Source organism: Corallococcus aberystwythensis, assembly GCF_003612165.1.
GTDB classification, from domain to species: Bacteria; Myxococcota; Myxococcia; order Myxococcales; family Myxococcaceae; genus Corallococcus; species Corallococcus aberystwythensis.
The window spans coordinates 1-20,605 of record NZ_RAWK01000185.1 but is presented as its reverse complement, the minus strand read 5'-3'; the positions used below and the strand labels follow the sequence as shown (position 1 = coordinate 20,605).

At 69.5% G+C, this 20,605-nt stretch carries 18 protein-coding genes; 15 read left to right on the top strand and 3 right to left on the bottom strand.

Annotated features, from left to right (window positions below):
* Nucleotides 1-1,213: DUF418 domain-containing protein (locus tag D7W81_RS27145; protein WP_438503376.1), on the top strand; the 1,213-nt coding region annotated here is incomplete at its 5' end.
* A 17-nt stretch (nucleotides 1,214-1,230) separates the two neighbouring features.
* Here the strand turns inward: D7W81_RS27145 and D7W81_RS27140 are convergent.
* Entirely contained in the window at nucleotides 1,231-1,494 is a 264-nt protein-coding gene (locus D7W81_RS27140; protein WP_120558298.1) for a hypothetical protein, read from the bottom strand.
* 223 nt (nucleotides 1,495-1,717) lie between these two features.
* Between D7W81_RS27140 and D7W81_RS27135 the strand changes: the two genes are divergently transcribed.
* Nucleotides 1,718-2,860 carry a hypothetical protein gene (locus tag D7W81_RS27135; protein WP_120558297.1) on the top strand — a complete coding sequence of 381 codons (1,143 nt, stop codon included), beginning with the start codon at nucleotides 1,718-1,720 and terminating at the stop codon, nucleotides 2,858-2,860.
* An 8-nt stretch (nucleotides 2,861-2,868) separates the two neighbouring features.
* Here D7W81_RS27135 and D7W81_RS27130 read toward each other — a convergent pair whose 3' ends face one another.
* A complete protein-coding gene (locus D7W81_RS27130; protein WP_244227463.1) occupies nucleotides 2,869-4,020 on the bottom strand; it encodes an erythromycin esterase family protein in 1,152 nt (383 codons plus the stop codon).
* Nucleotides 4,021-4,171: 151 nt separating this feature from the next.
* Between D7W81_RS27130 and D7W81_RS27125 the strand changes: the two genes are divergently transcribed.
* The gene (locus D7W81_RS27125) at nucleotides 4,172-4,405 is read left to right on the top strand and encodes a tautomerase family protein (protein ID WP_120558295.1); all 234 of its coding nucleotides are present in this window, start codon (nucleotides 4,172-4,174) and stop codon (nucleotides 4,403-4,405) included.
* A gap of 18 nt (nucleotides 4,406-4,423) precedes the next feature.
* On the opposite strand, the gene D7W81_RS27120 is transcribed toward D7W81_RS27125, so the two are convergent.
* Entirely contained in the window at nucleotides 4,424-5,197 is a 774-nt protein-coding gene (locus tag D7W81_RS27120; RefSeq protein WP_208721468.1) for a ferredoxin--NADP reductase, read from the bottom strand.
* A 224-nt stretch (nucleotides 5,198-5,421) separates the two neighbouring features.
* Here D7W81_RS27120 and D7W81_RS27115 point away from each other — a divergent pair, with 224 nt between their 5' ends.
* The 12 genes from D7W81_RS27115 to D7W81_RS27065 form a co-directional block, all read left to right on the top strand.
* On the top strand, nucleotides 5,422-10,281 hold the full coding sequence (locus D7W81_RS27115) for a diguanylate cyclase domain-containing protein (RefSeq protein ID WP_120558293.1): 4,860 nt from the start codon (nucleotides 5,422-5,424) through the stop codon (nucleotides 10,279-10,281).
* A gap of 322 nt (nucleotides 10,282-10,603) precedes the next feature.
* Nucleotides 10,604-11,170: a Pvc16 family protein gene (locus D7W81_RS27110; protein WP_120558292.1), complete on the top strand. Its 567-nt coding sequence runs from the start codon at nucleotides 10,604-10,606 to the stop codon at nucleotides 11,168-11,170.
* A 1-nt stretch (nucleotide 11,171) separates the two neighbouring features.
* Nucleotides 11,172-12,242 carry a hypothetical protein gene (locus D7W81_RS27105; protein ID WP_120558291.1) on the top strand — a complete coding sequence of 357 codons (1,071 nt, stop codon included), beginning with the start codon at nucleotides 11,172-11,174 and terminating at the stop codon, nucleotides 12,240-12,242.
* A gap of 16 nt (nucleotides 12,243-12,258) precedes the next feature.
* Nucleotides 12,259-14,178, top strand: a complete 1,920-nt coding sequence (locus D7W81_RS43690) for a phage tail sheath family protein (RefSeq protein WP_120558290.1) — start codon at nucleotides 12,259-12,261, stop codon at nucleotides 14,176-14,178.
* Between the two features lie 11 nt (nucleotides 14,179-14,189).
* The gene (locus D7W81_RS27095) at nucleotides 14,190-14,621 is read left to right on the top strand and encodes a phage tail protein (protein ID WP_120558289.1); all 432 of its coding nucleotides are present in this window, start codon (nucleotides 14,190-14,192) and stop codon (nucleotides 14,619-14,621) included.
* A 4-nt stretch (nucleotides 14,622-14,625) separates the two neighbouring features.
* The gene (locus D7W81_RS27090; protein ID WP_120558288.1) at nucleotides 14,626-15,063 is read left to right on the top strand and encodes a phage tail protein; all 438 of its coding nucleotides are present in this window, start codon (nucleotides 14,626-14,628) and stop codon (nucleotides 15,061-15,063) included.
* 3 nt (nucleotides 15,064-15,066) lie between these two features.
* A complete protein-coding gene (locus D7W81_RS42490; protein ID WP_158621695.1) occupies nucleotides 15,067-15,231 on the top strand; it encodes a DUF5908 family protein in 165 nt (54 codons plus the stop codon).
* A gap of 10 nt (nucleotides 15,232-15,241) precedes the next feature.
* Nucleotides 15,242-15,916 (top strand): CIS tube protein, encoded by a 675-nt coding sequence (locus D7W81_RS27085; protein ID WP_120558287.1) that lies wholly within the window; start codon nucleotides 15,242-15,244, stop codon nucleotides 15,914-15,916.
* A 9-nt stretch (nucleotides 15,917-15,925) separates the two neighbouring features.
* Nucleotides 15,926-17,647 (top strand): type VI secretion system tip protein VgrG, encoded by a 1,722-nt coding sequence (gene vgrG / locus D7W81_RS27080; protein WP_120558286.1) that lies wholly within the window; start codon nucleotides 15,926-15,928, stop codon nucleotides 17,645-17,647.
* 18 nt (nucleotides 17,648-17,665) lie between these two features.
* Complete coding sequence (locus D7W81_RS27075; protein WP_120558285.1) at nucleotides 17,666-17,944, top strand: PAAR domain-containing protein; 279 nt, start codon at nucleotides 17,666-17,668, stop codon at nucleotides 17,942-17,944.
* Nucleotides 17,941-18,384: a GPW/gp25 family protein gene (locus D7W81_RS27070; protein WP_120558284.1), complete on the top strand. Its 444-nt coding sequence runs from the start codon at nucleotides 17,941-17,943 to the stop codon at nucleotides 18,382-18,384. The genes D7W81_RS27075 and D7W81_RS27070 overlap by 4 nt, the downstream gene beginning before the upstream one ends.
* A partial coding sequence (locus tag D7W81_RS27065) for a baseplate J/gp47 family protein (protein ID WP_147445638.1) occupies nucleotides 18,381-20,605 on the top strand: 2,225 nt, incomplete at its 3' end. The genes D7W81_RS27070 and D7W81_RS27065, both read left to right, overlap by 4 nt.

The window sequence follows — 20,605 nt, the reverse complement described above, 5'->3', positions numbered from 1 at the left end:
GTCTCATTCATCCCAGCCCGCCCACCCGGTGTCGTCTCATGAGCGCGTCGAACTGGTGGACGCCCTGCGCGGTTTCGCGCTGTGTGGTGTCTTCGTCTCGAACTCATTTCTCTGGTTCGGAGGCCGCAACCTGCTGCCACCCGCGCAGCTCCAGGCCCTGGGCTCGCCGCTGCCCGAGCTGGTGACCGGCGCCCTCTTCCTGTTCTTCGTGGCGCACAAGTTCCTCAACCTCTTCGGCTTCCTCTTCGGGCTGGGCTTCGCCCTCCAGCTGTCGCGAGCAGAGGCGCGAGGCAGCTCGCACGTCCCCGTCCACCTGCGGCGGATGGGGGTGCTGCTGTGTTTCGGAGCGGTGCACCTGCTGGCGCTCTGGATGGGAGACATCCTCCACCTGTACGCGCTGACGGGCGTCCTGCTGCTGCTCTTCGCCGGGAGGCCGGACCGGGCGCTGTGGCGCTGGGTGGTGGTGCTGCTGGGAGTGATGCCGCCCCTGGTGTTCGCGCTCCAGCTGTGGGGACCGGGGCCCGCGGCGCACGCCCATGAATCAGCGCTGCGGGCCGAGCTGCTGGCGGCACTCTCCAGTGACTCGGTATGGACGGCGCAGGCCGGAAACGCCCGCTACGTCCTGACGACGTGGTTCAGCTCCCCCCGGGTGCCCATCTGGATCACGCTCATCCTCGGCCGCTTCCTCCTGGGCCTGCTGGCGGGACGGCACCGGTTGTTTCAAGACGTGGAGCGCCACCGTCCCCTGCTCCGCCGGATGCTGTGGTGGGGGCTGGGCGTGGGAGGACTGCTCAACGCGGGAGGACTGCTGGCGTTCCAGCTGCGAGCCCAGGGGCTTGAGCCAGCGAGCAACGCCGGGCTGTTCCTCCTGATGGCGCTCCAGGAACTGGGCTACGTGGTGCTGGGCGCGGCCTACCTCGCCGGGTTCGCGCTGCTCTTCCAGCGGGAGCGCTGGCGCCGGGCGCTGGCGGTGCTGTCCCCCGTGGGCCGCATGGCGCTGACGAACTACCTGATGCAGACGGTGGTGAGCCTGTGCCTCTACAACGGCTGGGGCCTGGGGCTCATCAGCCGCGTTGCGCCCTCGCACTCTGTCGTCATCGCACTGGGCCTCTTCGCGGGGCAGGTGCTGCTCAGCCACGCGTGGCTGAAGCACTTCCGCTTCGGCCCCGCGGAATGGCTGTGGCGTTCACTCACCTACGGGCGTCTCCAGTGAGGCACCTCGGGACGGCTTCAGTGGAGACAGGTCAGTGTGCCGGGGCTGCACTCGTAGCCGGTGTTGCAGTACTTCCCCTCGCAGCACCGCTGCTTGAAGCCTCCACAGGCAGAGCCAATCGGGCCCCTGTCCTCACCCGACGTGGCGTCCGTCGCGAGCGCCTGGGCTTCCGTCGTGACTCCCTCCGTCTGCTCGGCGTCCGGCGTCTCCGCTCCACCACAGGCCAGGGCCAGCGACAGCCCCATCACGACGAAAGCACTCTTCACGACACGCATCAGCATCGGGAGCTCCTCTGGGTGGGAACAGCGCCCGTCTGAATATCGGAAGCAGGCATGCGCTTGCAATTCAATGCCTGTCACACGAACCATCCCGTTGCGAAGGGATTGAATTCCGATCCCCGCCAGCCCTGGCATACGTGGATGCCTGGAAAGGTTTCACCCCAGCGGTAGGCAAGCAGCGCGATGAATGGCAAGGGCCGCACCCAAGGCACAGTTTGAATTCGCCATGGACATCCCCGCCTCACTGCTCGACTTCTCGCTCATCCAGGGAAGCGCGCTCCACTGGCGGCGCTTCCTCGCCCGCCCCCGCCGTGTTTCCCGGCCCGTGCGCATCCTCGTCCTGACGTTGGTGGGCTGGCTGCCGCTCCTGGCCCTGTCGCTTCTCCAGGGCGACCCGGCCGTGTCGCGTGCGTTCCTGCGCGACATGGGGATCCACATCGAGTTCCTGGTGTCCCTTCCGCTGATCATCGCGGCCGAGCGCTACGTCGACCTGAGCCTCGCGGCGGCCGTGCGCCAGTTCGCCGTCTCGGAGCTGGTTGATGCGAAGGATCTGGCCACCTTCGAGGGCATCGCGCGCAGGGTGATACGGCTGAAGCACAGCGCCACCGTCGAGGCCGGATTGCTGGTCGCTTCCTTCGCCGTGTCCTTCATGGACCTGCCCCACCAGGCGAGCCCGGTCTGGCTCCACTCGGAGCCCGGTGGCCCGCACACCCTGGCCGGGTGGTGGTACCTCGTGGTGAGCATGCCGCTCATCCGGTTCCTGCTCCTGCGCTGGCTCTGGCGGGGCGTGTTGTGGGCGTTCCTCCTGTTCAGGGTCTCCCAGCTACCGCTCGCCCTCGTGCCCACCCATCCCGACGCGGCGGGCGGCCTGGGGTTCCTCGGCACCTGCCAGGCGAGCTTCGCCTTCATCGTCCTCGCGGTGGCCTCCACGCTCACCGCGCAGCGGCTGGCGCGCGCCCCCAGCACCGACTTCACCAACTACGCCCTTCACCTGTTCGCCTTCGCGCTCATCAGCCTGGTCGTTGTCTTCGCGCCGCTGGCCTTCTTCAGCCGTCAGCTCCTGATCGCGAAGCGGCGGGGGGACCATTCCTTCTCGGGTGTGGCCGCCTGGCACTCGCGGCGCTTCGAGCAGCGGTGGTTCCACCGCGAGCTGCCCGCCGGGCAGGAACTCCTGGGCGCGCCCGAGTTCTCGTCCCTCGTGGACCTGGGGTCGTCCTTCACCGTCGCGCGGCGCATGCGCTGGTTTCCAGTGGACATCCGCGCGGCGCTGGCCGTGCTCAGCGCGGCCATGGCGCCCATGGTGCCCCTGCTCCTCGCCGACCGGCGTTTCCTGGAGGTGTTGCTGGCGCTCGGAAAGAGCGTGCTCTGACCCGCGGGCTAGCGGGGCACCGGATGCGGAGGGCGCTCCTCCCGGAAGATCAGCAGGCCATCCATGACCGTGGCCCAGGGGGCCTTCATCCACGAGTAGGTCAATGGGCGCGCCATCCTGGGCCCAAGGTCACGAAGCTGGCGCCCATCCAGATACCGCGTGTCCGCGGTGTGGTCCAAGAACGCCCAGTCCTCCAGGGAGTCGGCCGCCGCGGGCGCGAGGGCATGCGTGCGGGGAGTGTTGCCCAAGGAATAGCTCCCGGAGTGCGCGGAGAAGCCGAGCACGAAGGCCTGCTCCCCGAACCGCGCATGGACATAGGACCCGAAGGGAATCCTGTGGCGGTCGTCCGCATCCACGCCCGTGACATCCTTCGCCGCGTGGACGGTGGCAAGCCAGACAATGGCCTTGCGGGGCTGCGGGGACTGGGACAGGAGCCATTCCAGGTTCATGAACATGGAGTGGTCACGCGCGTTGGATCTGCTCCAGTCCTGGGGCGCTCCGGGCTGTTCCGGAGCCTGGGACATCAAGGCGACCTCTCGGGTGTAGTTCCGCTCCAGGTTGCGGACCATCTGCAACGGGACCTGGCGCTCCGGTGTCGCGGCCACGTCGGAGCTGGCGAGCACCGACGCAAGCTCCGTCCAACAACCCAGGATGAACTTCGCGGTCTCGGCCGTGTAGGGGTGGGCGGCGTCGTACCGCCAGGCCATATGCCGCTCGAGCGCCGCTCCGCACTCGGCCTGCCTCGGGCCCGTCAGGAAGGGGATGAGTTCGCGCGCCATCTGCTTCTGCGCGTAGGTGCCCCGGTTGATCTGATCATCAATCCCCCCGGCCACGAGGGTTCCTGCCCGGAGATGCCTGGCCAGGAACGGAATCAGGGGCGCCATCTCCTGATTGGCCCACAGCCCGCCAATCGCGGCCGCGACCCTGTCGTCACTGACGGGCTGGCCCGCCTTCAGCAGCGTCTGGATCTTGAGGAAGTCATAGGTGCCTGCCTCGATGAAGAACGCATCGAACTGGCATTCCTCCACGAGCCTGCGGGTCAACTCCACCTTGAAGGCCACGGTCGTGGCACTGCCGTGGTTGGAATCCTCGCCCAGCAACGCAAGCCGCTTGTCGCAAAGGTCCCTGACGATCCGGTCGGCGTCGGAGGGCGGCGCCACGGCCTCGCTTCTGGGCGACGCGGCACAACTCGAAAGCAAAGGGAGCAGGAGCAGCAGGTGTCGCATTCGCGGGCCCTTTTCGACGAGGAGGAACCCCGCGTTGTAGCACCCGCAGTGAAGCAGGACGCGCTCTGGAGTAGAAAACCGCCCCATGCCCCACATCACCGTGAAGCTCTACCCCGGCAAGTCCGAGCAGCAGAAGACGCAGCTCGCCGAGCGGATCGTGAAGGACGTCATGGAGGCCCTCGGCAGCGCCGAAGGCTCCATCTCGGTCGCCATCGAGGAGGTCAGCCCCACGGACTGGCCGGAGACGGTCTACCGGCCGGAGATCGCCGGCCAATGGGACCGCCTCTACAAGAAGCCCGGCTACAACCCGCTCAAGTAGGCCGCGGGTTGCGGCAGCTCAGCGCTCCGCGAAGGCCTTCTCGGTGACGTAGTGCCCGGCCTCGCCAGGGGTGCCTTCCCGGAAGCCGCGCTCCTCCAGCATGGTGGTGAGGTCCGAGAGCATGCCGGGGCTGCCACAGAGCATCACCCGGTCGGTCTCCGGGTTGAGCGGCGGCAGGCCCACGTCCTTGAACAGCTTCTCGCTCTGGATGAGGTCCGTGATGCGGCCCGTGTTGCGGAAGTCCTCACGGGTGACGCTCGGGTAGTACGTGAGCTTCTGCTTCACCAGCTCCCCGAAGAACTCGTTGTGGGGCAGCTCGTGGAGGAAGAGGTCGTGGTAGGCCAGCTCCTCGGCCCGCCGGCAGGTGTGCGTGAGGATGACGCGGTCGAACTGCTCGTACATCTCCGGGTCCTTCACCAGGCTCAGGAACGGCGCCAGGCCCGTGCCGGTGCTCAGCATGTAGAGGTTCTTGCCGGGCAGCAGGTGCTTGAGCACCAGCGTGCCGGTCGCCTTCTTGCTGACGAGGACGCTGTCCCCTTCCTTCAGGTGCTGCAGCCGGGAGGTCAACGGCCCGCCGGGCACCTTGATGCTCAGGAACTCGAGGTGGTCGTCATAGTGCGCGCTCACCATGCTGTAGGCGCGCAGCAGCGGCCGGCCCTCGACCTCCAGGCCCATCATCGTGAACTGGCCGCTGGCGAAGCGGAAGCCCGGGTCACGCGTGGTGACGAAGCTGAAGAGGGTGTCAGTCCAGTGGTGCACGCGCAGCACGGACTCCTTCATGAGACTGCTCACGGTTGTTGCTCCCAAAGGGGGTCAGCGGCTTTCACGAGCGCCTCGCGCCCGAACAAGCCGCGTTCTGCGACGGATTCCCCGTCCGTACCAGGGGAAGCGGGCGGACGGCCAGCCCTGCGCTTATTGACGGGTTCAGGTCCCCAGCCGTTCCGCCCGCGCGCCCCCCTGGAGGGCACCGGACAGAAACCCGGTCCTGTGCTGAAGCACGGCTAGGATGGGAACACATGGGGCACGGCGTTTTTGGCGACCTGCAGCTCGAAGCGGAGATGGGTCGCGGCTCACAGAGCGTCGTCTACCGGGCCTCGCGGGGCGGCGCCGTCTTCGCGCTGAAGGTCCTGCGTGAGGACGTGGCGCGGTCCGGCCACGTCTCGCGGACCCGCTTCCGGCGGGAAGCCGCACTCCTGGCGTGTCTGCGGCACCGGAGCCTGCCGGCAATCCTGGAGGTGGGTGACGTGGAGGGGCGGCCCTACCTCCTGCTGGAGCTCGTCCTCGGGCCCAGCCTCGCGGCCTGGTTCGCCCAGGGGCGGCCGACGGAGGCCTCGCTCATCTCCATCGCCCGGGACCTCGCCGGGGCGCTCTCGGAGGTCCACCGGCACGGGTTGGTGCACCGGGACGTCAAGCCGCAGAACGTGGTGGTCTCAGACACCGGGCGCGCCACGTTGATCGACTTCGGGTTTGTCGCCCGGGCCACCGGCGGCGAGGCGGGCCGCAAGCTGGCGGGGACGCTGCAATACAGCGCGCCGGAGCAGTCCGGCATGCTCAAGCGGCCCGTGGACGGACGCGCGGACCTCTACGCGCTCGGGGCCATCCTCTTCGAGGGTGCCGCGGGCCGTCCCCCGTTCACCGCCACCGACGTGGGCGAACTGCTGCGCCAGCACGCCGCGCACCGTCCCCCGGACCTGCGCCCCCTCCGCCCGGACCTGAGCCCGGCCCTGGTCGCGGTCATCGAGAAGCTCCTCGCCAAGGATCCCGACGACCGGTACCAGTCCGGCGAAGCGCTCGCCGCGGACCTCGACCGCCTCACCGAACGCGCCGGAGCGGAGGCGCCCGGCGGGCTGGTGCCCGCAAAGGCAGAGCTCCGCACGACGCCGGTCGCCGAGCCCGCGTTCGTCGGCCGGGAGGCGGAGCGCGCCTCGCTGTCCCGGCTGTGGAGCCGGGCGCTGGAGCGGCGCGGCGGGGTGGCGCTCCTCCACGGAGAGAGTGGAAGTGGCAAGAGCCGGCTGATGCGCGAGACGGCGCGACAGGCGCGCTCCGCCGGAGCGCTGGTCCTCGAGGGCAAGTGCCTCCGTGCGGATCCCCTGCCCTTCGCCCCCTTGCGCGAGGCCATCGACGAACACCTCCGGCAGCTGCGACGGCTGCCCGACGCCGAACGCGAAGCCGCCGAGCAGCGGATCCGCCAGGCAGCCGGAGACGCGGCCGGGCTCCTCAAGCGGCTCTCACCGGGGCTCTCGCTCCTGTTCCGGGACGCGAGCGAGGACCCCGGGCTGGCCGAGGCGCAGGACCTCTTCTACGGCGCCGTGGCCCGGTTCCTGGTGCGCCTCGCGGAGCTGCACCCAGGCGCCGCGTTCCTCCTCGACGACGTGCAGTGGGCGGATCCGGCCACGCTCCAGGTCATGCGCTGGCTGTCGACCCTGCTCGCACAGGCCCCTCTCGTCCTCCTGTGCACCTCGCGCGACGAGCCCGAGTGCGCGGAAGGGGCGCGCGCCTTCACGGACGCCATCGGAGGCACCGGAGAGGTCGTCCTGAGGCTCGGGCCGCTGGGCCCTTCCGAAGTGGAAGCGCTCATCTCCAGCGAACTCGGAGGCCGGGCCGTCTCCGCCGAGCTCGCGGACGCCGTGCTGCCCCGGAGCAACGGACTGCCGCTGGCGGTCGTGGAGTACGTCCGGGCGATGCTGGACTCCGGGCTGCTCGTCCCGCACTGGGGGGAATGGAAGCTCGACACCGAGGCACTGGACCGGCTGCAGCTTCCGCAGGACGTGATCCAGCTAGTGGTCCGGCGGATCAGCTCGCTCGGGGACGAAGCCCGTCGGGTCCTCACCGCCGCGGCGATGATCGGGATGCGGTTCTCGACGGCGCTGCTCGGCCCGAGCTGCGGGCTCGGAGAGGACGAGGTGCTGGCGGCCCTCTCCGAGGCGGTGACGGCGCGTCTGGCGGACTTCAAGGACACCGGGACCTGTGCCTTCGTCCACAACCGCGTCCGCGAGGCACTCCTCGGAGGGCTGTCGGTGGACGAGGCCCGCGCGCTGCACCGGAGGATCGCCACCGCGTTGGACGCCCAGGAGGGACAGGACGCATCGAAGACCTATGCGTTGGCCCGCCACTACGATCTCGGCGAGGCGCCGGAGCATGCCCGGCGGCGCTACGAGACCAACCTCGCCGCCGGCCAGCTCGCCCTGGAGGAGCGCGCGAACGAGGAGGCCCACCTCTTCCTAGAGGCCGCGCAGCGGGCGGCCAGTGAGCTGGGATTGCCGCGAGACGCGGAGCTCGCCACCGCGCGCGGAGATGCCTGCGCCCGCTCGGGCCGGCTCGCCGAGTCGGTGGAGCAGTACACGCTGGCACTCTCCGTCGAGCGCATCCCGGCGCGGCGTGCGGAGCTCCGCTGCCGGCTCGCGCATGTGCACCTGGGGGGCTTCGACACCCAGCAGGCCTGGTCCGACATCGCCTCGGGCATGGCCGAGCTCGGCATCCGGCATCCGCGCAGCTTGATTTCGGGCGTGTGGGTGCTGCTCTGGGCCTGGCTCGTCGGATGGGTGACGAGCCTGTTCGGGCCGCGCCTGCGGCAAGCACGAGGCGAAGAGGCAGAGCGCCACCGCCTGTTCGCCAAGCTCTGCGACCTGGGGGCGCACGTCGCCTACTTCGACGTCCGCAACCTGCTGCTGCTCCAGATGACCTACCGGCCCTGGGCTTCGGCGCTGCGGCTCGGGCCGGGGCGCGAGCTGGTCTTCTTCCTCGGGAACAACGCGATAGTGCAGGCGGTGCTGGGGCGGCCGGCGGCCACGGCGAAGGAGTCCGCGAAGGCGGCGAGCGTGGCCGAACAGCTCAACGACCGGGCGCTGATCGCCCGGAGTCTGCTGTATCAGGGGATCGCGACGCACATCGCGGGAGACTCGTCCGGCGCGGAGGCGCAGCACCGGCGCTGGGTGGACGCCTACGGGCGCTTCCTCGATGCCGGAGACTTCGTCAACGGCTGCGTGGACGCGGCCTGGGCGATGCTCGCGCGAGGGTACGTGCTGGAAGCGGAGGCGTGGATCCGGCAAGCGCATGCGCGTGCGGCACCCGCGAGCGCGGGCGCGGACGCGGCACTCCTCGGCCACCCCTACCCGTCCTTCCTCGGGGCCATCCTGGCCATCCTTGGGCGTCCCACGGAGGGGCTCGCAGAGCTCCAGCGAGTCCGGCTGATGGTGGAGAAGGCGCCCGGTGAGCGCTGGCGTTGGAGCGTTTACCTCCAGAACCTCGTGCTCTTCCACCTGGAGCAGGGAGAGCTGGGTCCCGCGCTCGAGGAGGCACTCGCGCGACACGCCCGGCTCGGGATGCGGCCGGAGTTCGCGCCCTTCCACCTGCGGCTCTTCTTCGTCTATGCCGCCCACGCGCGGCTCGCGAAGCTGAAGGCGGGCTCAGCCAGGAACCGTGAGGAGCTGCTCGGGAAGGCGCGAGCAGCCGTCGCGGAGCTCCAGCGCGCGGCCACGACCCCGGTGCTCCAGGCCCACGCGTGCTTCTGTAAGGGCGTGCTGCGGCGGCTCGAAGGCAAGGCCGCTGACTCGGCGAAGCTGCTCGCGAAGGCCGAGGTGCTGGCTCGCGAGGTGGACTGCCCGTGGATCCTCTTCGAGGTGATGGTCGAGCGCGCCCAGCACTTCCGGGAGCGCGGTCAGATGGAGTCCTCCCGGCGAGAGGCGCGGCTCGCGTTGACGCTGGCCGACGGGGCCGGCTGGGAGGCGCGCGCCCGGCGGGTACGGGCCCACTTCCAGGTGGAGTCCTCCAGCCGGAGCACCTCCGGTTCTTCGGAGCCAGCGGAAGAGGCCCCTGCACACGCCTTGCGCCTGCAGCGGCAGCTCGATGCGTTGCTCGAAGTCAGCCTGGCCTGCGCGAATGTCTTCGAGCCGAGGGAGCAGGCGCGGGTGGCGCTGGACGTCATCGTGCGGATCTTCGGAGCGGAGCGCGCGTTCCTGCTGCTCTGCCGGGAAGGGACGCAGGAGCTGGCGCTCAGCGTGGGACGCGGAGCTGGCGGCGTGGATCTCGAGGAACTCGGCGGGTACAGCCGCACCGTGATTGAACGGGTCCGCGACACGCACCGGCCGCTCGTCGTCACGGGCACGGACGAGGGCGAGGTGCGGGCCACCGAGAGCATCCTCGCCAATGACTTGCGGAGCATCATGGCCGCGCCGCTGCTCCTGCACGGGCGTCTCCTCGGAGTGGTGTACCTGGACCACCGGCTGGCCCGAGGGGTGTTTGGCCGAGAGGACGAGGTCATCTTCGTGGCCATCGCCAATCACATCTCGGTCGCGCTGGAGACGGCGCGGGCGGCACGCTTGCAGTTGGAGCGCGTCTCGCTGGAGCGCGACCTGGCGGCGATGCACCAGCAGGCGAACACCGACGCGCTCACCGGGCTGAAGAACCGGAGGGCCTTGGAGGCCCATCTCCAGACAGCAAGCGCCCGGGCACGGAGGAGCGGCCTTCCGCTCACCGTGATGATGATGGACATCGACCACTTCAAGTCGGTGAACGACAAGCACGGGCACCAGACGGGAGATGTGGTGCTGGCCTCGGTGGCGAAGGCCGTGGCCTCCTGCACGAGGGCAACGGACTTCGTGGCCCGCTACGGCGGCGAGGAATTCTGCGTGGTGATCGAGGACACCGGCCACACGGGAGCGCAGGCCATCGCCGAACACATCCGCCAGACGGTCGCCGCGCTCGCGTTCCAGAGCGAAGCCGGCGAATTCAAGGTCACCAGCTCCGCCGGGCTCGGTGAACTGGGAGTGCACGGAGACACGGTCGAGGACGCCCTCCGCGCGGCGGACGAAGCGCTCTACACAGCCAAGCGAGGCGGCCGGAACCAGGTGCGGGTCGCCCCGGCCCGTGCGGCCTGACCCTCCCTTCCAGACATCGAGCAGCATTGCCTCGCCAAGGCCAATCAGGCTCAATGGCGGTGTCTCAAGCTTGAATGGCAATCGCCTCTCAGGTCAATAGACACTCAGGCCGCCCTTATCCGAGACAGGATTCGTTCAAGCCTTGCCTCAAGCAAGGATCGTGCGAGCTGCGCCCAAGTGGGCAGTATGCCGTGCAAAGTTGAACGACCCGCAATTATTGTCGTCCATTTCTGGCTCATTGCCAGACATGCCGATCCTGGGTGTTCGCTATTCAGGCATGCTTGATCCCGCAGCGCTCCTGAAGGGGTCCTGAGGTGCCAGCGTGATTGACAAGGCGTTGACCCTACTCAACGGTCAGCTCAACGGTTTCCTCAACGGGCGCTTCAGCGTCAACGGGAGCGAGCGGGCAGCCCTGGGCCCTGTTCCCGACCTGAGCAATGACACGCCACCGTCGCACCCACTCACGCTCAGCCTCGTGCGCGTGGAGGAGGAGCGCGTCATGAAGACGCAGGTCGCCACGCGCATGCGCGACGGTCAGGTCGAGGATGTCCAGCCCGACGTCAAGCTCAACCTCTTCCTCCTGGTCACCGCCCACGGCATCAGCTACGCGGACGCGCTCAAGTTCCTGTCGGCCACGGTGGCCTTCTTCCAGTCCCGGCCCTTCTTCGACCACGCCAACGCCCCAGGGCTGGACGAAGGCATCGAGAAGCTCCTCGTCGAGCTGTACTCGCAGTCCTTCGAGGAGCAGAACCAGCTGTGGGGTTCGCTCTCGCTGCGCTACCTGCCCTCGGTGCTCTACCGCGTGCGGATGCTCATCATCCAGGACGGCACGCCGCTGCGCACCACCCCGGGCATCCGCTCCGTTGACCTGTCCGAGGCGAAGGTCTGACATGGCTCGCGGCTACGAGTCCTTCATCGGCGTCCGCTTCCGCCACGACTACTATCGGGACGGCTCCTGCCCGGACCTCCGGGCCGTGCCCACCGCCGAGACCGCGGCCCTCCTCGGCGCGCGCCAGCTCCGCTTCGTCCCCCGCTCGGAGGGCTTCACCCTCCTGGGCCCCGTGGAGACCGACAGCGCTGGCAATGTCCAGGCCCGCTTCCCGCTCGAGGAGGGGGCCCGCCTCGTCTTCGCCCTCGTCCTCACCCGGCCCGACTTGCTCTACGTCACCGACCTGCCACTGGAGCAGGGCTCCCGCCAGCGTTACCTCCTGCGCAACCGGCAGGGTGCCACGACGCTCACCTCCGGGACCTCCGTCGAAGCGGCGGACCAGGCGCGCCTGTCCTCGCCCCAGCTCACCGTGGCGGTGCCCCGCTCGGCCATCGGCGGCTTCGTCCAGGTGGAGGACGAGGCCGGCGCCGAGCTGGCGCGCGCGCGGGTCCCCTCCTTCGACGGTGACACGCTCAACGTGCCACTGGACCTCGGCGACTTCGGCGGTCTGGCCCGGCTGCAGGTGGGTGCCTCGACGCCGGAGCCGCTCTTCGTCGACGCGGAGCTGCCCGCGCTCGGCCCCTTCGCCGTCCTCGAGCTGTGCCCCCTGACAGAGCCCTGGCCGCCTCGACGGGTGGCGGACGGCAAGCAGACGCTCGCGCCCATTGAGTTCACGGCCGGGTTCCACCGCCGCTCCACGCACTGGCGCTACCACGTCGTCGTGCCCATGGACTTCGCGGACACCCTCACCATCCGCTACCCGCAGGACGCTCCCGCGCCCTACCCGAGCGGCATCACCTTCGCGCGCGCAACCTTCCCCGAGGTGGTGGCGCGCTTCCCTGGCAGAAGCGTGGTGAGCTTCAAGGCCAGCGCCGCCCTGCCCTTCCACGAGTCGCCCCTGCGCAACATGGCCCTCGAGTCCACCAGCCGGGGGACGCTGCTGCCCCACCTGCCCAACGCCCCACGCAACACCCTGAAGCGTGCCGACACGGCGCCCGAGCAGCTCGTGTCCGACATCTGCATCCCGCTGTGATCCCAAAGGAGCCGCATTGAGCACCGAAAAGACCCCGGACGTGTACATCAAGGAGGTCTCACTGTTGCCTCCCTCCGTGGCCGAGGTGGCCACCGCCATTCCGGCGTTCATCGGCTATACGAAAAAGGCCGAGCGCAACGGGGTGAGCCTCACCAAGCAGCCCTTCCGCATCAAGAGCCAGCTCGAGTTCGAGCAGTACTTCGGCGGCGGCGCCTCGCCGAAGTCCGTCACCGTCAAGCTCGACGACGACAACGCGGTGCTCGCCACCGCCATCACCCCGCGCTTCTACCTCTACGACAGCCTGCGGCTCTTCTTCGATAACGGCGGCGGCCCCTGCTACATCATCTCCGTCGGCTCCTATTCCGACACCGTGGACAAGGCGGCCCTCGTCGCCGGCCTGGAGCCGCTGCGCAAGGAAGACGAGCCCACGCTCATCGTCATCCCCGAGGCAGTGCTCCTGAGTGACAACGACTGCTCAGAACTCCAGACGAAGATGCTGGCCCAGTGCGAGGAGCTCCAGGACCGCTTCGCCATCCTCGACGTGATGCACGATGCGGCGAAGACGCTCACCGAGATGGCCTCGACGTTCCGCAACGGCATCGGCATGAGGGCGCTGCGGTACGGCGCGGCGTACTTCCCGTACGTGCGCACCACCACGCCCTTCACCATCCGCTACAAGGACATCACTTTCGAAAAGGGGGGCAACACCGTCGGCCTCGCGAGTCTCACCGGTACAGCGGGCTCCTTGCTCCAGATGGTGCAGCAGTTGGATCGTGCGCTCAAGGATGTGCAAACCCTCAAGACCGCGCTCGCCGACGCGGAGGGCTCTGGCAAGACGTACCCGAAGCACTTTCAGCCGGCCCAGAACGAGCTTGAAACCAGGGCCGAGCTCGTCCACTACGCCACCGTCCTGCGGCAGCTGGCCCTTCGGCTGCTCGGCTACGCCACCGGCCTCAATAGCAGCCAGTTGCAGACAGAGGCCCTCAACCTGGTGAAGCCCGCCGCCCGCCTGGAGGCCCTGGTGGAGCAGCTGAAGGGCTACGACCTCGCCTTCAACGGCATCGTCGCCGGGGCGACCGCGCTGGGCATTATCGTGGACACGGATTTCCCCAGCTACAGCCTGCCCGCCGCGGCCACCCCGGAGCACCGAGCAATCTACGGCGCCACCCCGGCCAACGTGGCCGCGGCCGTAGCCCACGCCCGCCCCGCCTTCCGTGCCGCCTTCGAAGAGATGTACGCGCTGCTCACCACCCTGCAGGAGTCCGCCGACCGCATCGTGGACAACCTGGAGGAGATCGTCCGCACCACCCACCCCGTGCTCCAGCGGGCCTTCGAGGCGCTGGGGCGCGAGGCCGCGGTGCTGCCGCCCAGCGGCGCCATCGCGGGCCTCTATGCCTACGTCGACAACAGCCGCGGGGTGTGGAAGGCGCCGGCCAACGTCAGCCTCTCCTCGGTGGTGGAACCGGTGTTGAAGCTCGACGCCAACGACCAGGCGAACCTCAACGTGGACGTGGACGCCGGCAAGTCCATCAACGCCATCCGCGCGTTCGCCGGCAAGGGCACGCTCGTGTGGGGCGCGCGCACGCTCGCCGGCAACGACAACGAGTGGCGCTACATCTCCGTGCGCCGCTTCTACAACATGGTTGAGGAGTCCATCAAGAAGTCCACCTACTGGGCCGTCTTCGAGCCGAACGACCCCAACACCTGGGTGCGCGTGCGCTCGATGATCGAGAACTACCTCACGCAGCGGTGGCGCGACGGCGCGCTCACGGGCGCCAAGCCCGACGAGGCCTTCTTCGTGAAGCTGGGCCTGGGCGTGACGATGACGCCGCAGGACGTGCTCGAGGGCCGGATGAACGTGGAGATTGGATTGGCCGTGGTGCGGCCCGCCGAGTTCATCGTCTTGAAGTTCTCCCACAAGATGCAGACCGCCTAAGGAGTCACGCGATGGCCACCTACCCTCTTGCGAGCTTCCACTTCCAGGTGACGTGGGGTGCAACAAGCCTGGGCTTCTCGGAGGTCTCCGGCCTGACCATCGAGCACCAGGTCATCGAGTACCGGCACGGCCTGATGCAGGAGTACTCGCCGCTCAAGCAGCCCGGCATCCCCAAGTACAACAACATCACCCTCAAGCGCGGCATCGTGAAGAAGGACAACGAGTTCTTCAACTGGCTCAACACCACCAAGCTGAATCAAGTGGAGCGGCGCGACCTCATCATCTCCCTGCTCGACGAGGAGCACGCGCCCGTCATGACGTGGACGGCGAAGAACGCCTTCCCCGTGAAAATCGAGGGGCCCGCGCTCAAGGCCACGGGCAACGAGGTGGCCATCGAGTCCATCGAGATTGCCCACGAAGGACTGACCATCCAGAACGACTAGGCACATGTACCCACCAGTGGGCTTCCACTTCCGGGTGGACTTCGTGGGGCTGGCGGCGGGCACGGTCGACTCGCACTTCCAGGAGGTGTCCGGCCTGGCGACGGAGCTGGCCGTGGAGGAGCTGGTGGAGGGCGGGGAGAACCGCTTCGCCCACCGGCTCCCCAACCGGGCCAGGTACGGCAACCTCGCGCTGCGCCGGGGGATGGCGACGGACTCGAAGCTCCAGCGCTGGTGCGAGGACGCCATCCTCCACTTCCAGTTCCAGCCGGTGACGGTGATCGTGACGCTGCTCAACGAGGAGCACGAGCCGCTGGCCGCCTGGCGTTTCGAGCGGGCGTGGCCCGTGAAGTGGGCGCTGTCGGACTTCAAGGCCCAGGAGAGCGCCATCGTCGTGGAGACGCTGGAGCTGGCCTACAGCTACTTCACCCGAGTCCAGGAGTGAGTCATGCCCGTCGAGATCCGTGAGCTCGTCATCAAGCTGACCGTGCGGCCGCAGGAGCCGGACGCGCAGCGCCCCTCGGCCCAGCGGCGCGAGGACGAGCACGACGACGTCGTCGCCGAGTGCGTGGAGCAGGTGATGCGCATCCTCCAGGCGCAGCGCGAGCGGTGAGGGGTGGAACGTGAGCGGCGAGCTGAAGAAGCTGAAGATCGAGGCCTACCGGGCCATCTCCTACGCGGAGGGCGAAAAGCAGGACACGTTCTCCGTCCTCTTCAACCCGGCCAGCTACGCGTCCAAGTACGAGATTGAGTACGGCCAGGGCCAGGGCCAGGGCACCAGCGGCAGCTCGCAGCGCTTCGGCCGCATCAAGCCGCGCGAATACATCTTCGAGCTGGTGTTCGATGGCACCGGCACGGCCGCCTCGCCGCGCGAAGTGGCCACGGACATCGAGCAGTTCCTCACAGTCACCGGGAAGATGGACGGTGAGATCCACCGCCCGCTGTACCTGAAGCTGTCCTGGGGGCCACTCATCGTCCGGTGCGTCCTCAAGGCGGCGGACATCCAGTACAGCCTCTTCAAGCCGGACGGCTTCCCCCTGCGCGCCAGGGTGACGGCCGTCTTCTCCGAGGCCATCGACGACACCCTGCGCGTGGCCGAGCAGGGCCTCGCCTCGCCGGACGTGACGCACGAGCGGGTGGTGCGCCAGGGAGACACCCTGCCGCTGATGGTCCACCGCGTCTATGGCAGCGCCGCGCACACGGTGGACGTGGCGCGCTTCAACGGGTTGCGCCACCTGCGCGACTTGCGCCCCGGCCAGGTGCTGCGCCTGCCACCGCTCGTCCGCCAGTCCTCCTGAGCCCGCGCCATGCCCCCACCCGACGTCATCCGTCTGCGGCTCTTCACGAACGGCCAGGAGGTCAGCCAGGAGCACCACGTGCTGTCCGTCGTGGTGACGCGCGCCCTCAACCGCGTCCCCACCGCCCAGGTGGTGCTCCAGGATGGGGACCTGGCCGCCTCGGATTTCCCGCTGAGCGGCCAGGCGCTCTTCGCTCCCGGGCGCGAGCTGGAGATTCGCGCCGGCTACCACGACGAGGAGGAGGTGCTCTTCAAGGGCCTGGTGCTGCGCCATGCCATCCGCGCACGGCGTGGCGCGCGCTGCACCCTCACCGTGGAGTGCCGGGACAAGGCGGTGAAGGCCACCGTGGGGCGGCGCAGCGCCGTCTACAACGACATGACCGACAGCGACATCCTCACCGAGCTGCTCGGCCGCGCCAGCGTGGACGCCCAGGTGGCCGACACCCCCGTCACCCATGTGCAGATGGTGCAGGTGGACGTGAGTGACTGGGACTTCCTCCTGGAGCGCGCCGACGCCAACGGGCTCGTGGTGCGCGTGGATGACGGCGCCGTCGCCGTGGAGAAGCCGGACACCTCCGGAGCGCCGGTGACGCGGCTCACCTTCGGACAGGACCTCTTCGAACTGGAGGCGGAGACGGACGCCCGTCACCAGTGGGAGGCCACCACCGGCGAGGCGTGGGATTCCAGCGCCCAGGCCCTGCTGACAGCCGACGGGGAGGAACCCGCCTTCACGCCCCCCGGCAACCAGAGCGCCTCCGAGCTGGCGGCCGTCATCGGCCATGGACCCGCGGCGCTGCGGCACGGCGGCCGGCTGTCGGAGGAGGAGCTCCGCGCGTGGGCCAGCTCCCGCCTGCTGCGCAGCCGCATGGCCCTGGTGCGGGGACGCGCGGCGTGCCAGGGCGACGCGCGGCTCAAGCCAGGGGCCCTCGTGGAGCTGGCCGGCGTGGGCGAGCGCTTCTCCGGCAACGTCTACGTCACCGGCGTGCGCCACCAAATCACCCTGGAGAACTGGGAGACGGAGGTGCAGTTCGGCCTGTCGCCAGAGTCCTTCCGGGAGACGCTGCCCGTGGAGCCGCCACCCGCCGCGGGCCTGCTGCCCCCCTTCCACGGTCTCCAGGTGGGCGTGGTGACGGCGCTCCAGGATGACCCGGACGGCGAGGAGCGCATCCAGGTGCGCCTGCCCATCGTCTCCGCCGACGCACCGGGCGTCTGGGCGCGGCTGGCGCTGCTCGACGCGGGCGACGGACGCGGCAGCGTCTTCCGCCCCGAGGTGGGCGACGAGGTGGTACTGGGCTTCATCCAGCAGGATCCGCGCGACGCGGTGGTGCTTGGCATGCTGCACAGCAGCGCGATGCCCTCGCCCCTGCCTGCGAGCGATGAGAACCCCCAGAAGGGCTTCGTCACCCGCTCGGAGCTGAAGCTGCTCTTCGACGATGAGAAGAAGGAGCTGACGCTCTCCACCCCGGGTGGCAACACCCTCGTGCTGAGCGACGACGCGCAAGGCGTGCGCATCGAGGATGCGAACGGCAACAAGCTCCAGCTCTCCAGCGACGGCATCACCGTGGAGAGCGCGGGCGCCCTGACGTTCAAGGCCCAGGGCGACGTGAGCGTCGAGGGCGTGAACGTCAACGTGAAGGCGAGCGCGCAGTTCAAGGCGGAGGGCTCGGGCGGCGTGGAGATGTCATCCAGCGCCACCGCGGTGCTCAAGGGTTCCATGGTGCAGATCAACTGAACGCGAGGAGTGGACGCAATGCCCCCAGCGGCCCGAGTCGGAGACTCCACCAACCACGGCGGCACCATCGTCGGACCCGGCGTGTCCACCGTCCTCATCGGCGGCATGCCCGCCTCGGTGGTGGGCGACACGCACGTCTGCTCCCTGCCACCCAACGCCCACCAGCCCACCGCCAGCCCCTTCACCAGCGGCAGCTCCACCGTCCTCATCAGCGGGCTGCCCGCGGTGCGCACCACGGACTCCTGCGCGTGCGGGGCCATGGCGGCGGTGGGCTCGCCCATGGTGCAGCTCGGATGAGGGACGGACAGCGCAAGACGGAGCGGGTGCCCGGGCCTGACTCCTTCCTCGGCCGAGGGTGGAGCTTCCCTCCCACCTTCCTGCGCGAGCGGGGAACCGTCGCCATCGTCCATGGCGTGGTGGACATCGAACAGAGCCTCGCCATCCTCCTCGGCACGGAGGTGGGGGAGCGGCTGATGCGGCCCGAGTACGGGTGCGACCTGCGCAGCATGCTCTTCGAGCCGCTCGACGCCTCGGCGGAGGCCTACGTGAAGGACCTGGTCCGCACGGCCATCCTCTACCACGAGCCGCGCATCCAGCTGGACGCGCTGAAGCTCATGCCCGTCCCGGAGACCGGCAGCATCGCCATGCTGCTGGAGTACGTCATCCGCACCACGAACAGCCGCCACAACTACGTGTTCCCCTACTACGTGCGCGAAGGCACGAACCTCGAGCGATGAAGCAGCCCTGTCCCTGCCAGAGTTCCCATCCGTTGGTGCGCGACGGGACGAGCCAGGCCGACCGCGCGCTCCCCGCGCTGGACCCGGCGTACGCGCCCGTGGACGGGCGAGACACGGCCGCCTACCTTGAATACCTGCGGCACTACGCCCGGCAGCTGCGCTACTTCGGCCTCTCGAACCTGCCAGCGGGAGACTGGGCGCCCTTCATCGAGGGCGACATCAGCAGTGCGGCCGCGGCGGTGGCGGCGCAGGACGCCGAGCGCGAGCGCCGCCGCCTCCTGGCCTTCGCCGACGACGTCCCCCGGCCCGGCGGAGGCGTGGCCTTCCGCCGGCTGCTCGACGACCTCTTCGCGCTCGTGCTCCGGCTGGACGGCTGGGCCGCGCTCGGCACCGGGGCGCTGCGCTTTCCCGACGTGCTCTGGCAGCAGGTGCGGGGCGGCCTGCGCGCGGACCTCCAGCTGCTCATCGGCATCCACAAGGCCGCCGCGGAGCTGGGGTTGCTCGCGCCCCCGCCCGCGGGCACCGAGGTGACGGCCGAGCAGGTGCTCGCGCTGGAGCCCGGGCTGAACCTGGAGTGGTGTCCCCCCGGAACGGCCAGCTGGGTGGCGTGTGTGGCGGCGGTGCCGGCGTACATTCCCGCCTTCGGAGCTGGCGCGCACGACGCCAGCGTGCCGGAGGCGGAGAAGCTCGCCCGCGCCCTGGAGTACCTGCGCCCGCTGGTGGAGTCCTTCCCGCGCACGCTGGCGCGGATGGCGGAAGTGGCGGCCGACGACCTCCAGCGCACGCTCGCGGACTGGCCACGGCACGAGCCGCCGATGGCGCTGCTGCTGACCTTCCTGCACCTCTTCCGCCACGCGCTCGACAGCCTCAATGGCCTCACCGCCCGGCACCTCGAGTACTACTACCAGGAGGTGCTGCGGCTGCGCCCCCGGGGCGCCGAGGCCGACCACCTCTTCCTCACCTTCGAGCTCGCCCGTCACCTGGAATCGTATGTCGTCCCCTCCGGCACCGTCGTGCTGGGCGGCAAGGACGCGCAAGGCCAGCCCCTGCGCTACGCATTGGACGAGGACCTGCGGCTGGACCACGCCTCCGCGGAGCCATTCCTCACGGTGCACCGGACCCCGGAGGGGCTGCTCACGGCCAGCCCCGCCGCGAACTCCGCGGACGGGCTCGGCGCGCCCCTTCCGCCGGAGCAGTCCGGCTGGTCCGCGCTCGGGAGCGCCTCGCACCCGGCGGCGGCCATTGGCTTCGCGCTCGCCTCTCCCACCCTGCTGCTGACGGAAGGGGAGCGCACCCTCACCCTGGAGCTCACCCTCAAGGCGACGCCGGGGGCCGAGGACACCCTCCAGACGCTCGACCTGGCGCGCCTCTTCCGGGTGGAGGTCTCCATCGCCAAGGGCTGGCTGGCGCTCGCGGTGCGCGAGGCGCGGTTGGCGGGCAATGTCCTGCGGGTGGGCCTGCGGCTCTCCGCCGCGGACCCGGCCGTCGCGAGCTACCAGCGTGAGATCCACGGCGGGACCCTGGACACCACCTGGCCCATCTGCCGCTTCTTCCTCGTGCAGGAGGTGGCCACCGGAAGGACGTATGGCGCGCTCGCCGCGCTCACCCTCGCCAGCGTCCGCCTCGACGTCCAGGTGCAGGGCATGCGCCAGCTCCAGGTGGAGACGGACACGGGCCGCATCGACCCGGCCAGGCCCTTCGCGCCCTTCGGGACCCAGCCCCTGCCCGGCTCCGCCTTCTCCGTGCGCTGCGCCGAGCTCCGGGCCAAGGCCCTCACGTCGCTGACACTGGGGCTCGACTGGCTCGACCCGGGGCCGGAGCTGGACCTCGAGACGGTGTACGCGGGCTACGTGCTCCAGCCCCCCGAGCCGGGAGAGAAGAAGCCCCTCAAGCCGGGAGTGAAGCAGCCCCTTGAGCCGGAAGAGAAGCAGCCCCTGCGCCAGGTCAGCCAGGTCACGAAGCCTCTACCGGTGACGCGGGGTACCTTCCGGGTGGAGCTGGCCGTGGGGCTCGGCCCCGTGCCCGCCGCCGGCGCGGGGAGCACCCGCCTCGGGCCCCTCTTCACCCCTGCCACCTTCGATGTCCCCGCCACGGTGCTGTCCACGGGCGGCCGGGCCCGCCCCATCGACACCGTGCGCGTGCGCCTCACCGCGCCCCAGCATGGCTTTGGCCACCGGCTCTTTCCGCGGCTGCAAGCCCAGGTGGTGCTCGCCTTCAACAC

Coding starts and splice junctions, on each gene's coding strand:
- D7W81_RS27140 (WP_120558298.1), bottom strand. CDS start 1,494: ATGCTGATGCGTGTCGTGAAGAGTGCTTTCGTCGTGATGGGGCTGTCG.
- D7W81_RS27135 (WP_120558297.1), top strand. CDS start 1,718: ATGGACATCCCCGCCTCACTGCTCGACTTCTCGCTCATCCAGGGAAGC.
- D7W81_RS27125 (WP_120558295.1), top strand. CDS start 4,172: ATGCCCCACATCACCGTGAAGCTCTACCCCGGCAAGTCCGAGCAGCAG.
- D7W81_RS27115 (WP_120558293.1), top strand. CDS start 5,422: ATGGGGCACGGCGTTTTTGGCGACCTGCAGCTCGAAGCGGAGATGGGT.
- D7W81_RS27105 (WP_120558291.1), top strand. CDS start 11,172: ATGGCTCGCGGCTACGAGTCCTTCATCGGCGTCCGCTTCCGCCACGAC.
- D7W81_RS27095 (WP_120558289.1), top strand. CDS start 14,190: ATGGCCACCTACCCTCTTGCGAGCTTCCACTTCCAGGTGACGTGGGGT.
- D7W81_RS27090 (WP_120558288.1), top strand. CDS start 14,626: ATGTACCCACCAGTGGGCTTCCACTTCCGGGTGGACTTCGTGGGGCTG.
- D7W81_RS42490 (WP_158621695.1), top strand. CDS start 15,067: ATGCCCGTCGAGATCCGTGAGCTCGTCATCAAGCTGACCGTGCGGCCG.
- vgrG (WP_120558286.1), top strand. CDS start 15,926: ATGCCCCCACCCGACGTCATCCGTCTGCGGCTCTTCACGAACGGCCAG.
- D7W81_RS27075 (WP_120558285.1), top strand. CDS start 17,666: ATGCCCCCAGCGGCCCGAGTCGGAGACTCCACCAACCACGGCGGCACC.
- D7W81_RS27070 (WP_120558284.1), top strand. CDS start 17,941: ATGAGGGACGGACAGCGCAAGACGGAGCGGGTGCCCGGGCCTGACTCC.